Origin of the sequence: Sphingomonas sediminicola, assembly GCF_049991885.1 — a bacterium.
GTDB lineage: Bacteria > Pseudomonadota > Alphaproteobacteria > Sphingomonadales > Sphingomonadaceae > Sphingomicrobium > Sphingomicrobium sediminicola.
On sequence record NZ_CP178916.1, the window covers coordinates 1,855,536 to 1,874,602 of the forward strand.

Below are 19,067 nucleotides of genomic sequence, written 5' to 3' on the forward strand. Positions count from 1 at the left end.
CTAAGATATGGCAAGCGGCGAACGCCTAGCAAGGCGGCTGGATGCGGCTCATGCCCAAAAAAAAGACGGCCGCCCGGGGAGAGAGGTGGGCGGCCGTCTGTCATTGCCTGATCAGGAGGGGGAGAGGCGTCAGGCAACGAGCTTGTTGATACGCTCCGCGTTAAGCGTTGCGCGCGTCTGGATCGGCTGGATGGCCTCACCGGCGAGCTTCACGAAGGTCTCGGTCAGACGCGAGCTCTCCGCGACGAAACGGTCGAACTGCGCACGAGCGAACTCGCTCTGCAGCTGGAGGAACTCGCTGGCCGACTTGGCTTCGGCGAGAGCACGGACCGCGTCAGCAGCCTTCTCGACGCCTTCACGGCTCGTCTCGACGACGTCCTGGCCGAGCGAACGAGCGCCTTCGACGGCGATCTTGCCGGCGTCGACGAGAGCCTCGACGTTCCCCTTGCTGACTTCGGTCAGCTCTTCGATCGCCTTCTGCGAACGCTTCACGGCCTCCTGGCCACGCTCACCGGCATCGGCGAACAGGGTCTGGAAAGAACCCGTGGCGGGGATGGCGTTGAAGCCGGCGAACCAGTTGTTGGTGTTCTTGGTCATAGTCTCAATCCTTTCCTGGGCGGCGGGCTTGCGAGCACCTGCGGCCTTTGCAACGCGGCGCGGCTTGGCGCGGCGAGCGGTTTTCACAGCCGAGCGGGTGGCTTTCGCCTGACGCTTGGTGGCACGAGCCACCTTCGCCGTCGTCCGCTTGGAGGTCTTCACAGCACCGGCCGGAACCTCTTTCGCAACGTCGCCAGCTGCCTCGATCGCCTTCGTCGCGACCTCTGCGCTGGTGTCGATTGCCGTTTGAGTTTCGTCTGCCATTGCTTCAATTTCCTTCTATTGTGCGGTGCAACATAATCTGTTGCAGTGCACCTTTCAAGGGGTATTCTTGTGCACCGCAGCAGAGGCGCGCTTGACGGGCGAAAACGCCCGGACCAAGAGCAGCCATGGAACTAGACGACGCCGACCACCCTACCCGTCGCCGCCGCGGCCTTCTCATCGTGCTCTCGTCGCCATCGGGCGCGGGGAAGACGACCATCTCCCGGATGCTGATGGAATCGGACCGCGATATCACCATGTCGATCTCGGCCACGACCCGTCCCAAGCGGCCGGGCGAGACGGATGACGTTGACTATCATTTTGTCGACGATGCCGAATTCGATCGTATGATTCGCGATAACGAGTTCGTCGAATGGGCTCACGTGTTTGGGTATCGATACGGCACCCCGAAAGCTCCCGTAAAAAGAGCTCTGCGGAGAGGGAGAGACATACTCTTCGATATTGATTGGCAAGGCGCTCGCCAGCTTGTGCCAGACTTTAAGGAGCATCTCGTCACGATCTTCTTGCTTCCTCCCTCGATGGAGGAACTCGAAAGGCGGCTTCGAGCCAGAGGCACGGACTCGGATGAAGTTATTGTTGATCGAATGCGTCGTGCAACTGACGAGATCAACCATTGGGCCGAGTATGAATACGTGCTTGTAAACCGAGATACCGACGAATGTCTGACGCAGGTGCGTTCAATTGTGGAGGCGGAACGCCTTCGCCAAGCTCGGCATGCAGAGCTTGACCCTTTCGTCCGACAACTGATCGGCCCGGCGCACTAGCTTTCGAGCAATTCCAGGAATTTTGCAGCTGCGAGAAAATCCCGACAGCGATTGGCAAGCGCTGCCTCGGCCTCGGCGTCCGAACCCCATTGCTCGAGTTGCCATCGGTCGTCGACGCTAACCGCTTCCCAGGCCTGCTCCGGCGTGAAGGCGCCTTCGAGAACGCCAAAAGCCGCAAGCAGCGACCCGCCTATCGTGATGAGCGGCGACAACCCGGCAAGACGGAATGGATCGAGCGTCGAGATTGCGTGCACGAGACGGTCAATGGTCGCCTGCGGCTGGGAAACATGGACGATGCCACCGGTAGTCTTGAAGTCGACATCGAAGCGGCGCTGGCCCCACCCCAGCAGCGGATCCCAGAGTTCCGCCTGGCGCTCGACCAGACCCTGAGGGCCCTCAGCCCGGTAGCAGACAAGGTCCGCCTCGGCATAACGCGCGAGACCGTCGGCGAATGCCCGCTTGTCCGGCGCGACCCGGTCGATCGCCGCATTGGCGAGTCCGGTAAGCGGCAAGCCATGGGGGTCGATCTTCTCTTCGACACCATTCCATTCGTCGGCGACCGCGTCCGCCAAGGCTTTCGTCGGTACTGTCAGCGGCTCACGGGCAGGCGTCCGGAGCGGCTTTCCGTCCAATTCCACTCCCCAGCCGTCGTCCTTTTCGACCACGTCCGCGGCCTTCCAGAAGCGTTTCATCCGTCGTGACGGTCCTGCTCCGCCCACATCTTCTTCAGCAGCCTGGGCGCGAACACAGCATCGATGGTTCCCGCGATCACGAGGATGGCGCCCACAGTCGGCCAGCCGCCCTCACGAAGCAGGTCGCTGTAAATGACCGCAAGGCCGAGGAAGAAGATTGCGAGGCCGAACAGCCGGGCCAGCAGGAACAGGTGAAATCGCCGCTTCCAGATGTCTTCATCAGCCATATCGCCGCTCCGGGAAGCCAGACAGGAAGTTGAGGACGTCGAGCGGCTGATCGGCAACCGCGACGGCTCCGCCCTCAACGAGCTCGTGCGCCTCATGATAGCCCCAGCCTGCACCGATACCCTTGGCACCGGCCGCCGACGCCATGCCCATGTCGAAGGCCGTATCGCCGATCACGATCGTCGTCTCTGGTCCAGCCCCCGCGTCGCTCATCGCCTGATGGACCATGGACGGATGAGGTTTGGAAGGATGCCGGTCCGCGGTCTGGAGGGACATGAAGCGCTTTGTATAGCCGTGGCCGTCCAGACAGAGCGCGAGACCACGATCCGATTTGCCGGTCGCTATTGCGAGCAGCCAGCCCTCCGATTCCAGCGTGTCCAGAAGCTCCGGAATGCCGTCGAACAGGGGCTCGTCGACGCGGCCCTCGGCGCGGGCGCGTTGGAAATGGAGCTTGTAGCTTTCGGCCATGGCAACGTGCCGCTCGTAAGCCTCGTGCGGAGTCAGCGTGGCGATCGCTTCGACCAAACTCAGGCCGATGACCTTCCGGCTGACCTCTGGGGACGGAACGTCGACGCCATGCTCGACGAATGCCGCGGACAAAGCATTGAAGATGTTCGCGCCGCTGTCGACCAAGGTCCCGTCGCAATCGAAGATGGCCAGCTTATTCATTGTTCGGGGCCAGTTCGCGAATTGCCTGGATGATATCCTCCCTGCCCGCGCCCTTCTGACCCGCGATTGTCGCGGCGAGGTCCGCAGCGGACTTGTGCTGGTTGAACTTCCGGGTTCCGCGGATTTCGACGGGTTCGACTTCGAAGCCGATGATCGCCTTCGTCATTGCCTCGAACTTGCCCGGAGTCATTTTCCCGCGAGTCCAGGGCTGCTCGGGCTGGTGAAGGCCTTCGAAGCGTTCGCTCAAACGGTCGAGCAGTTCAACTAGTGCTTCCTCAGAGAGCGGCCGCGCCACCCCTTCGATCTCGACCGTCTCATAGTGCCACGTCGGGACCTGGTTTTCGGACACATACCAGTTCGCGCTCTGGTAGCCCTCTCGGCCGGAAAGGCTGATCAGGACCGGCTGATCCGTCAGATGCTCGGCAACACGATTGCGCCGCGAGACGTGAAAAAGCACGCGGCCGTCGTCGGTGACGAGGATCGGCACGTGGACCACGAACATCCTCTTGTCGGACGAGGTGAAGATGTGAGCGAAGGCGCGGTCTGCAGCGAAACGAAGGGCCGCCTCACGATCTCCCCAATCGAATGCGCGATTGGGGTGCATCAGCGCCGGCCTTTGGGCTGTGAACGCGAGCGCCGCTCTCCACGACGATTGCGCCTGCGGTCTCGAGCGATGGCGGCGGCCTTGCGCTGCTTCGCCTCAGGAGTCTGAGAGGTCTTGGGCGGATCGAGCGGCATGTTCTCGCCATGCATCAATTCGAAGCCGATGGTCGAAAAGCTCTCCGCAATGTGCGCCGGCAAATCGGCGGTCACGTCGATCACCCCATCAGGCGCGTCAATTCGGATCCGTCGAGCATGAAGGTGAAGCTTGCGGCTGATGCCGCCTGTCAGGAAGGCCTCGGGCCCTCCATATTTGGCGTCGCCGACGATCGGATGGCCGATTGCGGCCATGTGCGCGCGAAGCTGGTGCGTTCGGCCTGTTAGCGGCTGAAGCTCGACCCAGGCGGCACGATTGCCCGCGCGGTCGATGATCCGCCAGCGCGTCTTTGCGGGAAGACCGTGCTCCTCGCTGATGTGCATCTTCTCACCGCCGGTCCCCGGCTGCTTCGCAAGCGGCGCATCGATCAAGCCTTCGTCCCCCGACGGGACTCCGACGATGAGCGCCCAGTAGACTTTTCGCGCCGTGCGGCCGGAAAAAGACTTGGCGAAATGACCGGCTGCGCGCGCGGTCTTCGCGACCAGCAGCGCACCCGAGGTGTCCTTGTCGAGCCGGTGAACAAGCTTCGGCCGATTGCCGGCGTCATCGGCAAGCCCGTCGAGCAGTCGGTCGAGGTGATGATGCGTCTTGGTCCCGCCCTGCGTTGCCAGCCCCGGCGGCTTGTTCAGGACGAACGCGTGGCGGTCCTGGTAGATGACCATCTCCCTGACGAGCTCTTCTTCCTCGGGCGTCAGCGGCTCGCGCTTCGGCCCCGGCCGCGCAGCGCGAGCCGGGGTCGCATCTTCGGCCGGGAACAGGATCGTCTGGCCCGCCTCAATCCGGTCGCCGGGCGTCGCGCGCTTGCCGTCGAGCCGAAGCGCGCCGGTCCGCGCCCAGCGCGAGACCGTGTTGAAGCTGATGTCGGGCGCGTTCCGCTTGAACCAGCGGTCGAGGCGTATGCCGTCGTCGTCTTCGGATATCTTGAATGTGCGCGCCTCGGCCATGCGGCCGCGCTTAGCCTCGCGAACTCCAATAGTCGAACGCTTGCCTTTGCAGCTTCCTGATCAACCGCGTCGCTTTCGGTCCTTCCCAAAGGCCGGTGTAACCATGCTTCTTCGCGCCACCGACCCACCAGCCCTGCCCGGGCAAACCATCTGACTGTCGAACGACCAGCACAGCCAACTCCGGCTCTCCGCGTTCTTCGGCCTCGTCATCGACGAACGCGAGCACCTTGCACAGCGCCCGCATCTTCGGGCGAGTGAAGTGATGGCCGAGAAGCTGCAAGGTTTCGGAATAAGTGATCGGTTCGCCCGCCGTAGCGCTGGCGATCAGGATCGCACGAACCTCCAGCGGGTCGGCGAGCAATCCCGCTCTGTCGTTCACTGAGGCTGTTGAGCGACCGGCGTCAGCTCGAACACGTCGAGCTTCGAGCTGCTCTGCGGCCAAGGGATGACCAGACGCCATTTGAAGGGCGCTATCCGTTCAAGCACGCCGGCCATGTCACGCTTGGGATCCTCGCCATAGGCCACCGGCTGCTCCTCGTCGCCGAGCGCGAGGCTTCCGAGAAAGACGAGGCGGTCCGGCCGATCATCCTCCCACAGACGTCCCGCAGGACGCTGGCTGCCAGTTTGCTTGACGATGGTCAGCAGGTCGCCCTCGACCTCGACATAGCAGAAGAAGGGCTTGAATCGCTCGAACGCGACCGCCTTCGCAGTCGCTTTCCCTAGCTTGACGAGGCGGCAGTTATAGCTGCCCGGCGTCGGCGCCGGTCGCGGGAGCGCAGCCCTGGGCCTCAGGAGCGGTCCTTCGGCTTCCACTTCGCGGCCGAAACCGCGCTGCGCGTCCTGCAGGGCCTCCTGCCAGGCTAGGCCAAGACGTGAAATGCGCTGTTTGTCCGCTTCGGTCGCAACGCCCTGCCAGACGTCGCCCCGGATCTGGGGCTCGGCGGTCACGACCGGGCGCAAACGCGGCCGCTGCTCCGCTGTCGAGCAGGCCGCGAGTGCGAGAATCGGCACGATTGTGAGGAAGCGACGGCTCACGACCGTTAGCGTGACATTCGTGGTCACCAGTTGCAACCAACAGCCCGTTCAGCATTCGCTTTGAATTGACGCTCACCGCCGGTAGGCGCGCGAAACATGAATCGCGACAGCCAGAGCGACCCGGATCATCAGCACGCGCGGCAGGGGCTGGCGCTGGGCATCTCGGCCTACGGGCTCTGGGGCGTCCTTCCGGTCTATTTCAAAGCGTTGCGGTCAATCGACGCGTTCAACATCGTGGCGCACAGGATTGTCTGGTCGGTTCCGATCCTCGCGACCCTGCTGTCGTTTACCGGGACGTGGGGAGAGGTCCGTGAGGCACTCGGGAACCGCAAGGCCGTCATCCTGCTGACCGTAACCGCGCTGCTCATCGGCGGTAACTGGCTGCTCTACGTCTACGCGGTGAACAGTGGGCACATTTTGGCCGGCAGCCTCGGCTACTACCTAAATCCGCTCGCGAACGTCCTTCTTGGACGGATCGTCCTCAAGGAACGACTGACCTGGCTTCAATGGGCGGCAGTCGCCCTGGCAGCCGCAGGTATTACAGCACTGGCCATCGGAGCGCTGAGCCAGTTGTGGATCAGCCTCACGCTTTGCGCGAGCTTCGCGACCTATGGCCTGCTCCGGAAGATCGCTCCCGTCGACGCCATCGCCGGACTCGCGATTGAGACGATGCTGCTCTTCCCGTTCGCGGCCGGCTGGCTGGTTTGGGGTCTCGCGGCCGGCGACCCGATCTTCGGAGCATCAAGAGTGGATGTCGCGCTGATCCTGGTCGCGGGAGTGATCACCGCGACTCCGTTGCTCCTGTTCACTGCGGCCGCGCGACGCCTGCCCTACTCGACCTTGGGCATGCTGCAGTTCATCGCTCCGACGTTTCAGTTCCTGATCGCCGTCCTGCTCTACGGAGAGCCGTTCACCCAAGCCCATGCCATCGCATTCGGGGCAATCTGGACTGCGCTGGCGCTCTACGTGCTTGCGCTAGTCAGGCATGCGCGCGCGTCGGTTACCCTGCCGGAGTAGGAACTTCCCGAAAATTAGGCCATTGTTGAGTCCGTGAAACGGTTAGTCGCCGCTGCAGCGCTGCTCGTCCTGGCATCCTGCAACACGTATCAGGACCCTTACGGACCCGAGCCGTACCCGTATCCGGCGCCCGCGCCCTATCCGCAGGAGCCCTATCCTCCAGCGCCTGGTCAATATCCCGGCGGCGCGCCGTACCAGCCTGCGCCACCAGAGTGCATGATCACCTCGTCCCGCGACTGGACCGCATGGATCAACCGCATGCCTGGGCCGAACAATGGCCCGGCGCTGGTCGTCTCCGGCAAGGTCGTGACGGCGACCGGCGGCTACCAGGTTGCGTTCGACCGCTACATGCAGATCCGAAAGGGCTACCCGGCGCAGGCCTTCGTGACGCTCAATGTCGCGGGCCCCGGTGATTCGCCGGCCTCGCAAGCGCAGGTCACTCACGAAGTGCGGTGGGAATGGCCGCTCAACCAGCCTGTTGGGAGCGTGATCGTTCGTTGCGGCGACAAGACGCTGGCTGAAATTACCCGCATCCAAACCGCCTTCTAAAGCTGCTACAGGCTGCGCTCCATCAGGAGGGGCCGGTCATGTTCAACATCGTTTCGCTGATCATCGGCGCCGTCGCGCTGGTTTGCGCGATGATCGCCTTCCTCCCCCTGCTCGGATGGCTGAACTGGCTGATCATCCCCCTCGCCCTGATTGGCGCGGGCTTAGGCGTTGTCAGCAGAAGTACCAGCGGCCGCAATCTCAACCTTTTCGTGATCGTCGTCGGGATCGTCCGGCTGATGCTCGGCGGAGGTATCTTGTGAGCGCCGACCCGCGAACGTTCAGCGCGACATGATGATCGCGGGCCCGAATCGGGTCTCGGTTCCGCCTTCCGCCGTGAAGCCGCACTTTTCGTAGAATTCCTGCGCTTCCGGAGCTGCAATGACGGTCAGGCTCAGCCCCGCAATTCGCGCCCGATGCGCCGCCTCCTCCACGAGCAGTGAACCAACGCCCCGTCGCCAGAAGTCAGGTTCTACGAACAGGCCCTCGAGCTCGGCCGATTCCGGTCCGATGACGACGACCGCGAAACCGGCGACGGCCGATACGCCTTCAGCGACGATCACCGAACCTTGTTCGATATGGTTCAGCGGAAGGTCGATGGCTTCGGGATTTGCCTCCAACTGCTCACGGTAGTGTGGGAGGGCGCGCGAGGCCCGGTGCTGCAGCTCCTCCAGGTCGAGGCGCTCGTTCGGCCGAGCGAGCCGAATCCAAACCGGAAGGTCAGCGAGCCTTGACGTAGCTTCCGGGTGCATCCTCGATCGCCTTAAGCTTACCCTTGCCCGGGATGCGGGGGCCCTTCGCCGCTACTGTCTTGGGAGCCTGCTTCTTTACCCAATCCAACCAGTCGGGCCACCAGCTGCCCTTGCGCTCCTCCGCGCCCTCGATGAACTCCTCGAGTGTTTCCGCGGCATGGTCGTTGACCCAGTATTGATACTTCTGCGCGGCCGGCGGGTTCACGACGCCTGCAATGTGCCCCGATCCCGCGAGCAGGAAGCGCTTCGGACCAGTGAAATGCTCCATGATCTTCCAGACGCTTTCCGGCGGGGCGATATGATCCTCGCGCCCGGCCTGAACATAGGTCGCCGTCTTCACCTTGCCGATATCGATCGGCGTGCCCGCCACATCGATCCCGCCGTTCTTAATCAGCTTGTTCTGCTTGTAGAGGTCTTCGAGATAGTCGCGGTGCCACTTGGCCGGCAGATTGGTCGTGTCCGAATTCCAGTGCAGCAGGTCGAATGGTGCCGGCTCTTCCCCGAGCAGGTAGTTATTGACGACATAGTTCCAGATGAGGTCGCGGCCGCGCAGCAGGTTGAACGTCGCCGCCATGTAGCGGCCGTCGAGATAGCCCTTGTCGCGCGTGATCTCGTCAAGCAGCGCCATGGTCTCGTCGCCCGTGAACAGCTTGAGATCGCCGGCAAGCGAAAAGTCGACCTGTGCTGTCAGGAAAGTCGCCGACTTGACCTTGGCCTCCTGCTTCTTCGCATGAAGGTATCCCAAGGTCGCAGCCAATGTCGTGCCTGCAACGCAATAACCGATGGTGTGGACGCTCTCAACGCCGAGCAGGTCACGAACGGTGTCGATCGCATCAACCTGTCCCTTGAGGACGTAGTCGTCGAGCGTCAGGTCAGCCAGGCTTTCGTCCGCCGACTTCCAGCTGACCATGAACAGGCTGATGCCATGATCCACGCACCATTTGACGAAACTTTTCTCGGGAGTGAGGTCGAGGATGTAGAAGCGGTTGATCCAGGGCGGGAAGATGACGACCGGAGTTTCGAGCACCTCGTCGGTCGTCGGACTGTACTGGATCAGTTGATAGAGCGGCGTTTCCTTGATCACCTTGCCCGGCGTCGTCGCCAAATTCTTGCCAACTTCGAACACGCCCTGCTTGGTCTGCGTCAGCTGGCCCGCGGCGATGTCGTCCAGCATGTTCGCCAGGCCCTTGAGGAGGTTCTCCCCGCGGGTTTCCATCGTCCGTTTGAGCACTTGTGGATTGGTCAACGCAAAATTCGACGGGCTCATCGCGTCGACGAAGCTGCGAACGCCGAACTGCATGCGCTGGCGGGTTTCCTCGTCAATCCCCTCTATATCCTGAACGGTACCGAGAAGCTTGTCTGAAAGTGCCAAATAGGTTTTACGGATCGTGTCGAAGACGGGACTTTCCTGCCATTCGGGCGCGGCGAAGCGGCGATCGCGCGCATTCTCCTTCGCTTCCGTATCGAGACCAATCATCCGGCCCCAGGTCTCGAGGCCCTTCGCCCAGGCCTCGGCACCGGCAGTGAACAAGGCGGCGGGATCGGCCGTGGCAGGCGATCCGATGCCGAACGCAGGTGGGAATGCTCCCCACGGCGGTGCGGCAGCCGGCCATCCGTCGCCCTTCGGCAATCCCTCGGCCCATTTCTCCATGAGCATCTGCTGGGCCCGGCCCATGACCCAGGTCCAATGCTGCCAATCCTCGAGCGTCGGAATCGCGCTCGTCGTGTCCGTCTCATCCGCCATATGATCCATGTAAGCGTTTCGCGGTTCGTCGGCGAATCTCTTCAATTGCATCGAGCTGACCGACCCGCGAAAAGCGGAGATGATGGAGCCAACAGCCGTCCCGCAGGCGCTCGCCCTGATCGACTATTTCGGCATTGCAGTGTTCGCCATATCCGGTGCGCTGCTTGCAGCGGAGCGGCGGCAGACGTTCGTCACGTTCGTCTTCTTCGCCGTCGTGACGGGTGTCGGCGGCGGGACGCTCCGCGACCTGCTGATCGGCGCACCGGTGTTCTGGGTGCACAAGAACGCAACCTTGCTCATCTGCATCGGAGCAGCGCTCCTCACCTGGCTGGTCAGCCGGCGCTTCATCGCCGAGCGCGCCTTGCTCTGGTTCGATGCGGCCGGTCTCGCGGCATATGCGACCTACGGCGCGGCGAAGGCGCTCAGCTTCGGCGTTGCTCCGGTCCCGGCATTCGTGATGGGCGTGTTGACTGCCTGTGCTGGCGGAATCATTCGCGACGTGCTCGCCGGCGAGCCTTCGATCCTGATGCGCCCCGAACTCTACGTGACAGCGGCCGCGCTCTCGTCGGGCTTGTTCGTTGGGCTGGCTTTGCTGGGACTCTCGCTGCCGGTTGCAGGAGGAGTCGCCGCGATTGCGGGCTTCACTCTGCGCGGACTTGCGATCGCCCGTGGCTGGTCATTGCCCGCCTACAACGACTAGGCTTGCCGCAGTGCAGCACGGTCGGCATGACGGGCTGGTGACCGAAGAATTCTACCGCATCAAGCGGCTACCGCCCTACGTCTTCGCTGAAGTGAATGCGATGAAGGCCGCGGCACGAGCGCGCGGTGAGGACATCATCGACCTCGGCATGGGCAATCCGGACGGCGCCCCTCCGAAGCACGTCATCGACAAGCTTGCCGAAGTTGCCGCCAAGCCCACCGCTCATCGCTACTCCGCAAGCCGGGGGATCCCCGGCCTCAGGAAGGCGCAGGCCGCCTATTACCAGCGCCGGTTCGGAGTGACTCTCGATCCCGACAAGGAGGTCATCGTCACCTTGGGCTCGAAGGAGGGTCTCGCCAACCTCGCCCAGGCAATCACCGCGCCGGGGGACGTCGTGCTCGCGCCGAACCCGTCCTATCCGATCCACAGCTTCGGCTTCATCATTGCGGGCGCAGCGATTCGCTCGATCCCGGCCGCCCCCGGCGAAGAATTCTTCGACCGATTGAATAGCGCAGTCCGCTACACCGTCCCGCGGCCGAAAGTCCTCGTGATCGGCTATCCGTCGAACCCAACCGCCTATGTCGCCGACCTCGCCTTTTACGAGCGGCTCGTCGCTTTCGCTCGGGAGCACGAGCTGATCGTTATCTCCGACCTTGCCTACGCAGAAATCTACTTCGGCGACACTCCGACACCTTCGATCCTGCAAGTCGAAGGGGCGAAGGACGTCGCGGTCGAGTTCACGTCCATGTCGAAGACCTACAGCATGGCCGGTTGGAGGATTGGCTTCGCTGTCGGCAATGCGCGGCTGATCGAGGCGCTAGCGCGGGTGAAGTCCTATCTCGACTATGGCGCTTTCACGCCGGTCCAGGCGGCAGCCGTGGCCGCGCTCAACGGGCCGCAGGACATCGTCGAATACAACCGCAACCTCTACCGCAAGCGCCGCGACGTTTTAGTGGAGTGTTTCGGCAGAGCCGGTTGGGAAATCCCGGTCCCACAGGCGTCGATGTTCGCCTGGGCACCGATACCCGGGCGCTTCCACAACCTAGGCGCCATGGAATTCTCGAAACGCCTTCTGACCGAGGCTCACGTCGCAGTGGCACCGGGCGTAGGATTTGGTGAGGAAGGCGAAGGCTTCGTCCGCATCGCGCTCGTCGAGAATGAGCAAAGGCTGCGCCAGGCGGCGCGCGGTGTGAAGAAGATGCTGGGTAGCTAGGCCGAGCCTAGCGGAGCAGCGCGCTCGAAACCGTTACGACGCCCCAGCGCGTCATCTCGCGCTTGTCCGGAACCGAGGCGACCCGGAAACCGCCACCGCCAAATCCAAATGCGAAATGGCTGTGATCGCCCTCGTCGAGCGACTCGATGAGGTGATAACCCGCATTGCGGAACGCGGCTGCGATCATCGCGTGAGTCACACCGGGCCTGCGCGCTATGTCGATCGCCCGGCCACGAAGATGATAGCTGTTACGGACTCCGCCGACCTGGCGATTATGTTCGGGCGAGCGATAGGTGCTCGTGACGCGGCCCCAGCCGGAGGCGAGGCTTGCGGCAGCACGAAGGTTGCCTGCACCGCCGCCCAGCGGAGCCCAGTTGGCTCCGGACGGTTCCTGCGCGACCCGTGCCAGCACGGCCGCGGTATCGTCCCTCTGCCCGACCTTCTGATGCTCCGCGACGCGAATGATCGCGCGCTCGCCCGTTACCGTACGGATTCCAAAATCGGTCTCTGCAGATGCGACCGATGCGCTCGACAACAGCGCCATTCCGATTGCGAATCGAGTCATTCTCAAGCCCCCGCTCGTGCAGACTTCTTACACCGCTCGGCCGCTCTCAACAACGACATCAACGACTTATGTGAATCTCGCGCCGGGACACTTTGACAAGAAGCGCCGACATCGCATGGTACGCGCCATGTTCCCAGGCTCGCCGACGTCCGTCACGACCGTTGCTCAGATCATCCAACTGGCCGTCGCGCCCGTATTCCTGCTCGCGGGCATTGGGGCTTTCCTGAACGTCTGCGCGGGACGTCTGTCCCGGATCGTCGATCGCTCCCGGGAAATCGAACCACTGCTCATCGCCAGCCGGGGCGCGGAGCACGACCGCTGGCTCGGCGAGATCCGCGTCCTCGACCGACGTATGGCCTTGGTCAGCCGGGCGATCTTTCTTTCGGTCTTGGCGGCTGTCCTCATCTGCGCCGTAGTAGTGCTGCTTTTTGCTGCGGGACTGACCAACGCGCATTTCGGAACCGCAATTGCACTGCTCTTCATTGCCTCCATGATCGCCATCGGTCTCGGCTTCGCGGTCTTCCTAGTCGAAACGCGAGTTGGATCGCGCGCGGTTCGCATCCGATCGGAATTGCTCGCCCATGAGGTTGAGCCCGACTAAGGCCCACCGCCTCGACAAGATTCGGAACGCCTCCTATCGGCTCTCAAACAGGGAGTTTGATTTCACATGCTTCGACGTCCTCGCGTGCCCGCTTCGCAGGTTCTTGACCGCGTCCTCGTCCTCGAGATGGTTCGGGTGACGGAGGCGGCAGCGGTCGCCGCGTCGAAATGGATCGGGCGCGGTGACAATGACGCGGCTGACGCGGCGGCAGTCGAGGCCATGCGCGAGGCTCTCAACGAACTTCCCTTCGACGGCACAGTCGTCATCGGCGAAGGCGAGCGCGACGAAGCGCCGATGCTCTATATCGGCGAGAAGGTCGGATCGGCGCAGGGCACGGGACCCAAGATCAACATCGCGCTCGACCCGCTCGAGGGAACGACGCTGACCGCAAAGGCGGGACCGAATGCTCTGTGCGTCCTCACGATCTCCGAGGAAGGCGGACTCCTCAACGCTCCCGACACCTACATGGAGAAGCTGGCGATCGGCCCTGGCTACCCGGACGGAACGATCGACCTTTCGAAGAGCGTCGGACACAACATCCGCTCGATCGCGGCCGCAAAGGGCGTCGAGCCGAACGAAATCATCGCTTGCGTGCTCGACCGGCCGCGCCACGAGGACATCATCGCCGAGCTGCGTGCGCTCGGATGCGGCGTGAAGCTGATCTCGGATGGCGACGTTGCCGGCGTGATTGCCGTGACCGATCCGGACACCAGCATCGACGTCTACCTCGGCAGCGGCGGTGCGCCGGAAGGCGTCCTTGCCGCCTCGGCACTGCGCTGCGTCGGCGGACAGATGCAGGGCCGTCTCGTCTTCCGCAACGACAAGGAAATCGCGCGGGCGAGGCGCTGGGGCATCGAGGACCTCGACCGCATCTATTCTCTTGAAGACATGGCGAAGAGCGACTGCATCTTCGCCGCGACCGGCGTGACCGATGGCTCGCTCCTGAAAGGCGTCCACCGCCGGACCAACTGCCTGACGACCGAAAGCATTGTAATGCGCGCGAGCTCCGGCACCGTGCGTCGTGTCTGGGCCGAGCATCACAAATGGGACGATTGACCGCCTCGCTCCCGTCCAGCCGTGTGGTTTTCACGGCAAGCTGGGCTCGATTCCCGCTTTCGTGCATTTGTTCCCTCCGTGAGCAGGGACCGAACTTTCGCCAGCTTCTTCCAAGCGGGCTTCGAATGCTCGTCGCACCGGCGGCGCGACGGCGTTCGCCTAGACCTAATCCGGGCGACGTCTCACGACCGTCATGTGGCTTCCGACTATCGACAGTGCGCGGAGCTTGGTTTACGGACGCTCCGGGACGGACTGCGGTGGCACCTGATCGAGAAGTCGCCCGGCTGCTATGACTGGTCCAGCTGGACGCCGGCGCTCGAGGCGGCGGAGCGGAACGGCCTTCAGATCATCTGGGACCTTTTCCACTACGGATCGCCGGACCACGTCGACCAAGGCTCGCCTGATTTCCCAAGACGTTTCGCCGATTTTGCGATGGCCGCCGTGGAAGTGCAGCAGAGCGTCAGCGGCCGCCCGCCCATTCTCTGCCTGCTCAACGAAATCTCGTTCCTGTGCTGGGCGGTGGAGACCGGTTACTTCCCGCGCGTCGGGCCGGGCAAGACGGGCTGGCTCAAGCGCCAGCTGGTCAAGACCGCCGTGGCGGCGGCAACTGCGATCCGCGAACGATGGCCGGAGACCAAGTTCGTCTGGGCGGAGCCTCTTATCCACATCGCGCCGAAGCATCACCGCAAGCAGGAAGTCGCAGCCGCCGAACGACGCCGGCTAGGACAGTTTGAAGCCTACGACTGGCTGATGGGCCGCGAAGAGCCCGAACTGGGAGGACGCGAAGACTTCGTCGACCTGGTTGGCCTGAATTTCTACCCCCACAACCAATGGTATCTGGACGGTCCGACCATCCCAATGGGCCACCACGAATATCGGCCCCTGGCGGACATGCTGGAGGAGGTAGCCGAGCGTTACGGCAAGCCGATGTTCATTGCCGAAACGGGCGCCGAAGGCTCTGGTCGCCCTGCCTGGCTGCATTATGTTTGCGACGAGGTGCGGCAGGCGCAAGGCCGGGGAGCGAATATCCAGGGCATTTGCCTCTACCCGATCACTGCCTATCCCGGCTGGGACAATAGCCGGCATTGCGAGGTCGGCCTGTTCGCGCCGGTTGGCTCGGACGGCAAGCGCCACGTCTTCGAGCCCCTCCGACAAGAGATCGATCGGCAACGCGCAATCTTCGGCGTCGATAAAATGTCGGAAGCGAAACTGAGACGGCTTCACGTAGCCCGCTGATCAGACGACCGGCGCGTCCCTGACATCGTCCGACGGAGTCCCGACGAATGGCCATCCGTCGCGCCACTGAATCTTGTCGATCAACAGGATCCGACGGCTGTTGATTTCATCTTCCTGCCGCTGCCGCGGACGGTTCACGTCGATCGCGTGATAGATGATCCAGTTTTCCCCCGCCTTGTCGGTGACGATGCAATTGTGCCCAGGCGCAAGCCAGCGCTCGCTCTTGAAAAGCATCAGGCTGTGCGGCACGCCGCGCGCTTCCTCCAGCGTCTCGAACGGCCCCGTCGGCTCCCGCGACCTGGCGACCATCACGCCATATTCAGCGTCCGGTCCGCAGCAATTGTCGCCCGAATAGAAGATGTAATAGAAATCGTCGTGGTGAATGACCCATGCGGCTTCGACGAGCCGGGGAAAACCGCCCTTGGAATTGGGCCAGATGATGTCCGTCGGTTCGCTGTCAGGCACGAAAGACATGTGGTCTTCCGCGAGTTGCTGGACCTTGATCGGCTGGAACCCGGAGCCCCAGTACAGGAACCGCTGGCCGCTCACCGGGTCGTCGAAGACCATCGGGTCGATATATTCGAACCCCATCCCCAGGAGCAGAGGCAGCCCCATATCGACAAACGGCCCGACCGGTGACGAAGCGGTTGCGATGGCGAGGCAATGCCCGCGTTCCGGGACGTCGCAGACGTCGGGTGTCGCCGAATAGTACATGAGATACCGGTCGCCTTCCTGGACCACATACGGAGCCCAGAAATCCTGGGTGTCACGCGCCCAGCCCGGCTTATCGGGAAGCGCATCACCCAAATGATCCCATTGGACGAGGTCGCGGGACCGAGCGACCTGGATGTTGATCCACTTGTCGTCCTGAAGTGTCTGGGTCGCGTAAGCGTAATAGTATCCGTCGGGCGCCAGGATAGCGGCCGGATCGGGAAAGTCCGCATCAAGGACAGGGTTGATGTAGGTCGCCGTCGCCCGGTCGACGATGGCAACGCCGGTAGAATCAATGGGGGCGTCCATACGCCCCCGGATAGGGTCCGATCCGTCGTTTCGAAACCCGAAATCGCAAGTCGGAAAGGCCCCGAGGATAGGCGTAAATCCGCTCGGCGAACCCGCGATTTACTCGGCCGCGACCGAGACCGCTTCCGACCGCCCGCTGGCGAGCTTTTCGTCCATGCGTCGGAACGTGGCCAAGGCCTGTCCGACGATTTGGTCCATGTTGTAATAGCGATAGGTTGCGAGCCGTCCCACGAATGACACGCCGCCCGTTTCGTCAGCAAGTGCTTCGTACCTCTTGAACAACTCCTGATTTTCCGGCCGCGGGATCGGATAATATGGATCGCCCTCAGCCGACGGGTATTCGTAGGTTATCGTCGTCACGGGCGCTTCCTGGCCCGTCAGGTGCTTGTATTCGCTGATCCGCGTGAACGGCACGTCCTCGCTGGGGTAATTCACGACCGCCACTGGCTGGAACCACTCCTGGTCCAGCGTCTGGTGATCGAACTTCAGGCTGCGGTAAGGGAGCTTGCCGAAGCGAAAGTCGAAATACTCGTCGATCGGCCCGGTGTAGATAATGTGGTCGGCGATCTCGTGCGCCCGGTTCTTCAACTCGGCGAAGTCGACTCCTGTGCGCACCTCGATCAGCGGGTGGTCGAGCATCTTCTCGAACATCGCTGTGTAGCCGTGGAGCGGCATCGCCTGGAAGGTATCGCTGAAATAGCGGTCGTCTGCGTTCGTCCGGGTCGGAATTCGCGACGTGACCTGCTTGTCGAGTTCCGAGGGATCCAAACCCCATTGCTTGCGCGTGTAGCCCCGGAAAAAGAGCCGGTAGAGCTCCGTGCCGACAGCGTTGATGACCACATCCTCGGAGGTCCGGATCTCCTCGACCGGTTCCGCGCGTTGCGCGAGATACTCGGCCGCTTCTTCCTCGGTCCGGAGGTTGGCGTCGAACAGCATGTTCAGGGTCGTCCGGTTAATCGGGATCGGTACCTGCTGGCCGCGGACGCAGGCGAGCACGCGATGCTCGTACGGCCGCCACTCGGTGAACTGCGAGAGGTAATCGACAACCTGCTCGCTGTTCGTGTGGAAAATGTGCGGCCCATACTTGTGGTAGAGAATGCCGGCCTCGTTCGGCTCGTCATAGGCATTCCCTCCGACGTGACTGCGGCGGTCGATCAGCAGGACGCGGGCGCCATGCTGGCTCGCAAGCCTCTCCGCGAGGACGGAGCCGGCGAAGCCCGCACCGACGATGAGATAATCGTACCGCTCGCTCGACGGTTCGGGAGCGTTGAAGAAAGCGTTCATTCCGCAGCCACCAGCAATGCCGAGGCCGTCTGCGAGGCGCGTTCCCCGAGAACCTCCGCTATCAGGCCGGACATTCGCGCCTGCGTCGTCGCCCAGCTCGTCGCAGACAGAATCAAGTCCGCTTCGGCGAGCCAATCTCCACCCTCGCGGGATTGCTCCAGCGCCTTCTCGCAGCAGCGGACGAAACCGTCCGCGTCGCTGGCGATGTGGACGCCCTGCAAATGCCCGTAAGTGCGGACGACGTCGCGGACAGGAGTCGAGACGACCGGCTTTCCGCCTGCAAGATATTCCGGAGTCTTGGTCGGCGAGATGAACTGCGTGGATTCGTTCATCGCGAATGGCATCAGCGCGACATCCCAGCCCGACAGGTAAGCCGGAAGCTGCTCATATGTCTTGCCGCCGAGATAGTGGATGTTCGCAGCGCGAGGCAACTCGTCCTCGCCGATCTTCACGACCGGTCCGACCATGACGAACGACCAATTTGGGCGCATGTCGGCCGCCTGCCTCAGCAGGTCGATGTCGAAGCGCTCGTCGATGACGCCATAGAAGCCCAGGCGAGGGTGCTTCAGCTCTGCCTGGTCGGCAGGCTGCGAAAGCTCGCGTCTAGCCTTCGCGAAATGGTCGCGATCGACGGACGAGGGGAAACAATGGACCGACGGATGACGGTTCTTCTTCGCTTCGTAAAGGCTGGCTCCGCCGGTGAAGACCAGGTCTGCGCGGCCGATCAGCTCCTGCTCGAGGTCGAGCAATTGCTCCGGCGCGAACCGAAACTTGGAAAGTTCGTCCATGCAGTCGTAGACGACGGTGCTGGCGTCGAGATGACGCGAGAACGGCAGCATCATCGGCGTGTAATACCAAGCGACGATGGGGCGCGAGCAGCTGGCAGCGTGTGCGTCCAAAAGACGCCTTAGAGCATCCTCCCGCCGCGCTTCGTTCTGGCCCTGCGGTAGATGCGGGGTGGCGATGCGGACATTGGGGAAGTCATCGGCTTGACGGACCTTCAGATAAGCGGTCTCCCGGCGATCGATCTCAATCGGCTCTTCCCAGAATATCACTGACATTTCGCGCGCGAAACGGCTCATAAGGTGCTGCGGGCGCTGGAAAACAAAGTCCCACCGCAGGTGCGAAAAGCAGAACAAAGTTGGACGTGCAGGATCCGGCGCCGAATGTTCGGCTTCCGACTCTACAGGGACCCCGGCGTTAGTCAGCATTTCGCGTTTAACCTCCTGTCGTTAGGAACTCATATGTCCAACGGAGGGCAAGCGGTTACGGTTCCGCAAAATTGATCCTGATTAACTCTTTTTACCCCATGTTGCGCTGCAACATACGCCGGACTGTGAGTCGCTTGCGCCGAAGCGCAGGAACACT

General features: G+C 62.7%; 23 protein-coding genes. 9 read left to right on the forward strand and 14 right to left on the reverse strand.

All coding sequences use genetic code 11. The features are described from left to right. Window positions 1–129: 129 nt before the first annotated feature. Complete coding sequence (gene phaP / locus ACMC5O_RS09610; RefSeq protein WP_187708971.1) at window positions 130–861, reverse strand: phasin family protein; 732 nt, start codon at window positions 859–861, stop codon at window positions 130–132. Window positions 862–986: 125 nt separating this feature from the next. Between phaP and gmk the strand changes: the two genes are divergently transcribed. Continuing rightward, window positions 987–1,643 (forward strand): guanylate kinase, encoded by a 657-nt coding sequence (gene gmk, locus ACMC5O_RS09615; protein ID WP_187708970.1) that lies wholly within the window; start codon window positions 987–989, stop codon window positions 1,641–1,643. Here the strand turns inward: gmk and ACMC5O_RS09620 are convergent. Genes ACMC5O_RS09620 through ACMC5O_RS09650 form a run of 7 tightly spaced genes read right to left on the reverse strand, consistent with a single transcriptional unit; the run spans window position 1,640 to window position 5,965 of the window. Beyond that, window positions 1,640–2,335: an ATP12 family chaperone protein gene (locus ACMC5O_RS09620; protein WP_187708969.1), complete on the reverse strand. Its 696-nt coding sequence runs from the start codon at window positions 2,333–2,335 to the stop codon at window positions 1,640–1,642. The genes gmk and ACMC5O_RS09620 overlap by 4 nt on opposite strands. Continuing rightward, window positions 2,332–2,562 (reverse strand): hypothetical protein, encoded by a 231-nt coding sequence (locus tag ACMC5O_RS09625; protein ID WP_187708968.1) that lies wholly within the window; start codon window positions 2,560–2,562, stop codon window positions 2,332–2,334. The genes ACMC5O_RS09620 and ACMC5O_RS09625 overlap by 4 nt, the downstream gene beginning before the upstream one ends. Next, window positions 2,555–3,229 carry an HAD-IA family hydrolase gene (locus ACMC5O_RS09630; RefSeq protein WP_426692766.1) on the reverse strand — a complete coding sequence of 225 codons (675 nt, stop codon included), beginning with the start codon at window positions 3,227–3,229 and terminating at the stop codon, window positions 2,555–2,557. The genes ACMC5O_RS09625 and ACMC5O_RS09630 overlap by 8 nt, the downstream gene beginning before the upstream one ends. Continuing rightward, window positions 3,222–3,833 (reverse strand): FMN-binding negative transcriptional regulator, encoded by a 612-nt coding sequence (locus ACMC5O_RS09635; RefSeq protein WP_187708967.1) that lies wholly within the window; start codon window positions 3,831–3,833, stop codon window positions 3,222–3,224. Before ACMC5O_RS09635 ends, ACMC5O_RS09630 begins: the two co-directional genes overlap by 8 nt. After that, a complete protein-coding gene (locus ACMC5O_RS09640; protein WP_187708966.1) occupies window positions 3,833–4,930 on the reverse strand; it encodes an RluA family pseudouridine synthase in 1,098 nt (365 codons plus the stop codon). Before ACMC5O_RS09640 ends, ACMC5O_RS09635 begins: the two co-directional genes overlap by 1 nt. Window positions 4,931–4,940: 10 nt before the next feature. Beyond that, window positions 4,941–5,309 (reverse strand): ribose-phosphate pyrophosphokinase, encoded by a 369-nt coding sequence (locus ACMC5O_RS09645; RefSeq protein ID WP_246444332.1) that lies wholly within the window; start codon window positions 5,307–5,309, stop codon window positions 4,941–4,943. Further along, a complete protein-coding gene (locus ACMC5O_RS09650; RefSeq protein ID WP_426692767.1) occupies window positions 5,306–5,965 on the reverse strand; it encodes a DUF4893 domain-containing protein in 660 nt (219 codons plus the stop codon). Before ACMC5O_RS09650 ends, ACMC5O_RS09645 begins: the two co-directional genes overlap by 4 nt. 96 nt (window positions 5,966–6,061) lie before the next feature. Here ACMC5O_RS09650 and rarD point away from each other — a divergent pair, with 96 nt between their 5' ends. The 3 genes from rarD to ACMC5O_RS09665 are packed head-to-tail and all read left to right on the forward strand — an operon-like array spanning window position 6,062 to window position 7,791. Beyond that, entirely contained in the window at window positions 6,062–6,982 is a 921-nt protein-coding gene (gene rarD, locus ACMC5O_RS09655; RefSeq protein ID WP_187708964.1) for an EamA family transporter RarD, read from the forward strand. A gap of 33 nt (window positions 6,983–7,015) precedes the next feature. Further along, window positions 7,016–7,531 (forward strand): hypothetical protein, encoded by a 516-nt coding sequence (locus ACMC5O_RS09660; RefSeq protein WP_187708963.1) that lies wholly within the window; start codon window positions 7,016–7,018, stop codon window positions 7,529–7,531. Between the two features lie 38 nt (window positions 7,532–7,569). Continuing rightward, the gene (locus tag ACMC5O_RS09665) at window positions 7,570–7,791 is read left to right on the forward strand and encodes a hypothetical protein (RefSeq protein ID WP_187708962.1); all 222 of its coding nucleotides are present in this window, start codon (window positions 7,570–7,572) and stop codon (window positions 7,789–7,791) included. An 18-nt stretch (window positions 7,792–7,809) separates the two neighbouring features. Here the strand turns inward: ACMC5O_RS09665 and ACMC5O_RS09670 are convergent, their stop codons facing one another. Both ACMC5O_RS09670 and ACMC5O_RS09675 read right to left on the reverse strand, forming a co-directional pair. Continuing rightward, window positions 7,810–8,280, reverse strand: a complete 471-nt coding sequence (locus ACMC5O_RS09670) for a GNAT family N-acetyltransferase (protein WP_187708961.1) — start codon at window positions 8,278–8,280, stop codon at window positions 7,810–7,812. Further along, entirely contained in the window at window positions 8,249–10,024 is a 1,776-nt protein-coding gene (locus tag ACMC5O_RS09675) for a PHA/PHB synthase family protein (protein ID WP_426693523.1), read from the reverse strand. The genes ACMC5O_RS09670 and ACMC5O_RS09675 overlap by 32 nt, the downstream gene beginning before the upstream one ends. An 82-nt stretch (window positions 10,025–10,106) precedes the next feature. Here ACMC5O_RS09675 and ACMC5O_RS09680 point away from each other — a divergent pair, with 82 nt between their 5' ends. Together ACMC5O_RS09680 and ACMC5O_RS09685 are read left to right on the forward strand one after the other, a co-directional pair. Continuing rightward, the gene (locus tag ACMC5O_RS09680; protein ID WP_187709823.1) at window positions 10,107–10,724 is read left to right on the forward strand and encodes a trimeric intracellular cation channel family protein; all 618 of its coding nucleotides are present in this window, start codon (window positions 10,107–10,109) and stop codon (window positions 10,722–10,724) included. Window positions 10,725–10,761: 37 nt separating this feature from the next. After that, window positions 10,762–11,937, forward strand: coding sequence for an LL-diaminopimelate aminotransferase (locus tag ACMC5O_RS09685; protein ID WP_426692768.1), 1,176 nt, complete (start codon window positions 10,762–10,764; stop codon window positions 11,935–11,937). Window positions 11,938–11,944: 7 nt separating this feature from the next. Here ACMC5O_RS09685 and ACMC5O_RS09690 read toward each other — a convergent pair whose 3' ends face one another. Continuing rightward, window positions 11,945–12,502, reverse strand: a complete 558-nt coding sequence (locus ACMC5O_RS09690) for a D-Ala-D-Ala carboxypeptidase family metallohydrolase (protein WP_222949887.1) — start codon at window positions 12,500–12,502, stop codon at window positions 11,945–11,947. Window positions 12,503–12,629: 127 nt separating this feature from the next. Between ACMC5O_RS09690 and ACMC5O_RS09695 the strand changes: the two genes are divergently transcribed. The 3 genes from ACMC5O_RS09695 to ACMC5O_RS09705 all read left to right on the forward strand — a co-directional run bounded on the left by ACMC5O_RS09695 (window position 12,630) and on the right by ACMC5O_RS09705 (window position 15,395). Next, window positions 12,630–13,103 (forward strand): DUF2721 domain-containing protein, encoded by a 474-nt coding sequence (locus ACMC5O_RS09695; protein ID WP_187708960.1) that lies wholly within the window; start codon window positions 12,630–12,632, stop codon window positions 13,101–13,103. 66 nt (window positions 13,104–13,169) lie between these two features. Next, complete coding sequence (gene glpX, locus ACMC5O_RS09700; RefSeq protein WP_187708959.1) at window positions 13,170–14,159, forward strand: class II fructose-bisphosphatase; 990 nt, start codon at window positions 13,170–13,172, stop codon at window positions 14,157–14,159. Window positions 14,160–14,237: 78 nt separating this feature from the next. Continuing rightward, window positions 14,238–15,395, forward strand: a complete 1,158-nt coding sequence (locus ACMC5O_RS09705; RefSeq protein WP_187708958.1) for a beta-glucosidase — start codon at window positions 14,238–14,240, stop codon at window positions 15,393–15,395. On the opposite strand, the gene ACMC5O_RS09710 is transcribed toward ACMC5O_RS09705, so the two are convergent. From ACMC5O_RS09710 to ACMC5O_RS09720, 3 genes are all read right to left on the reverse strand, one after another. After that, complete coding sequence (locus tag ACMC5O_RS09710; protein WP_426692769.1) at window positions 15,396–16,415, reverse strand: glycoside hydrolase family 43 protein; 1,020 nt, start codon at window positions 16,413–16,415, stop codon at window positions 15,396–15,398. 99 nt (window positions 16,416–16,514) lie between these two features. Continuing rightward, a complete protein-coding gene (gene glf, locus ACMC5O_RS09715) occupies window positions 16,515–17,699 on the reverse strand; it encodes a UDP-galactopyranose mutase (RefSeq protein ID WP_187708957.1) in 1,185 nt (394 codons plus the stop codon). Then, complete coding sequence (locus tag ACMC5O_RS09720) at window positions 17,696–18,760, reverse strand: glycosyltransferase (RefSeq protein ID WP_246444328.1); 1,065 nt, start codon at window positions 18,758–18,760, stop codon at window positions 17,696–17,698. Before ACMC5O_RS09720 ends, glf begins: the two co-directional genes overlap by 4 nt. Window positions 18,761–19,067: the final 307 nt, after the last annotated feature.

Bases quoted from the DNA above. Each gene is read 5' to 3' on its own strand.
- phaP (WP_187708971.1), bottom strand. From the start codon at position 861: ATGGCAGACGAAACTCAAACGGCAATCGACACCAGCGCAGAGGTCGCG.
- gmk (WP_187708970.1), top strand. From the start codon at position 987: ATGGAACTAGACGACGCCGACCACCCTACCCGTCGCCGCCGCGGCCTT.
- ACMC5O_RS09620 (WP_187708969.1), bottom strand. From the start codon at position 2,335: ATGAAACGCTTCTGGAAGGCCGCGGACGTGGTCGAAAAGGACGACGGC.
- ACMC5O_RS09625 (WP_187708968.1), bottom strand. From the start codon at position 2,562: ATGGCTGATGAAGACATCTGGAAGCGGCGATTTCACCTGTTCCTGCTG.
- ACMC5O_RS09630 (WP_426692766.1), bottom strand. From the start codon at position 3,229: ATGAATAAGCTGGCCATCTTCGATTGCGACGGGACCTTGGTCGACAGC.
- ACMC5O_RS09635 (WP_187708967.1), bottom strand. From the start codon at position 3,833: ATGCACCCCAATCGCGCATTCGATTGGGGAGATCGTGAGGCGGCCCTT.
- ACMC5O_RS09640 (WP_187708966.1), bottom strand. From the start codon at position 4,930: ATGGCCGAGGCGCGCACATTCAAGATATCCGAAGACGACGACGGCATA.
- rarD (WP_187708964.1), top strand. From the start codon at position 6,062: ATGAATCGCGACAGCCAGAGCGACCCGGATCATCAGCACGCGCGGCAG.
- ACMC5O_RS09665 (WP_187708962.1), top strand. From the start codon at position 7,570: ATGTTCAACATCGTTTCGCTGATCATCGGCGCCGTCGCGCTGGTTTGC.
- ACMC5O_RS09670 (WP_187708961.1), bottom strand. From the start codon at position 8,280: ATGCACCCGGAAGCTACGTCAAGGCTCGCTGACCTTCCGGTTTGGATT.
- ACMC5O_RS09675 (WP_426693523.1), bottom strand. From the start codon at position 10,024: ATGGCGGATGAGACGGACACGACGAGCGCGATTCCGACGCTCGAGGAT.
- ACMC5O_RS09680 (WP_187709823.1), top strand. From the start codon at position 10,107: ATGGAGCCAACAGCCGTCCCGCAGGCGCTCGCCCTGATCGACTATTTC.
- ACMC5O_RS09690 (WP_222949887.1), bottom strand. From the start codon at position 12,502: ATGACTCGATTCGCAATCGGAATGGCGCTGTTGTCGAGCGCATCGGTC.
- ACMC5O_RS09695 (WP_187708960.1), top strand. From the start codon at position 12,630: ATGTTCCCAGGCTCGCCGACGTCCGTCACGACCGTTGCTCAGATCATC.
- glpX (WP_187708959.1), top strand. From the start codon at position 13,170: ATGCTTCGACGTCCTCGCGTGCCCGCTTCGCAGGTTCTTGACCGCGTC.
- ACMC5O_RS09710 (WP_426692769.1), bottom strand. From the start codon at position 16,415: ATGGACGCCCCCATTGATTCTACCGGCGTTGCCATCGTCGACCGGGCG.
- glf (WP_187708957.1), bottom strand. From the start codon at position 17,699: ATGAACGCTTTCTTCAACGCTCCCGAACCGTCGAGCGAGCGGTACGAT.
- ACMC5O_RS09720 (WP_246444328.1), bottom strand. From the start codon at position 18,760: ATGTCAGTGATATTCTGGGAAGAGCCGATTGAGATCGATCGCCGGGAG.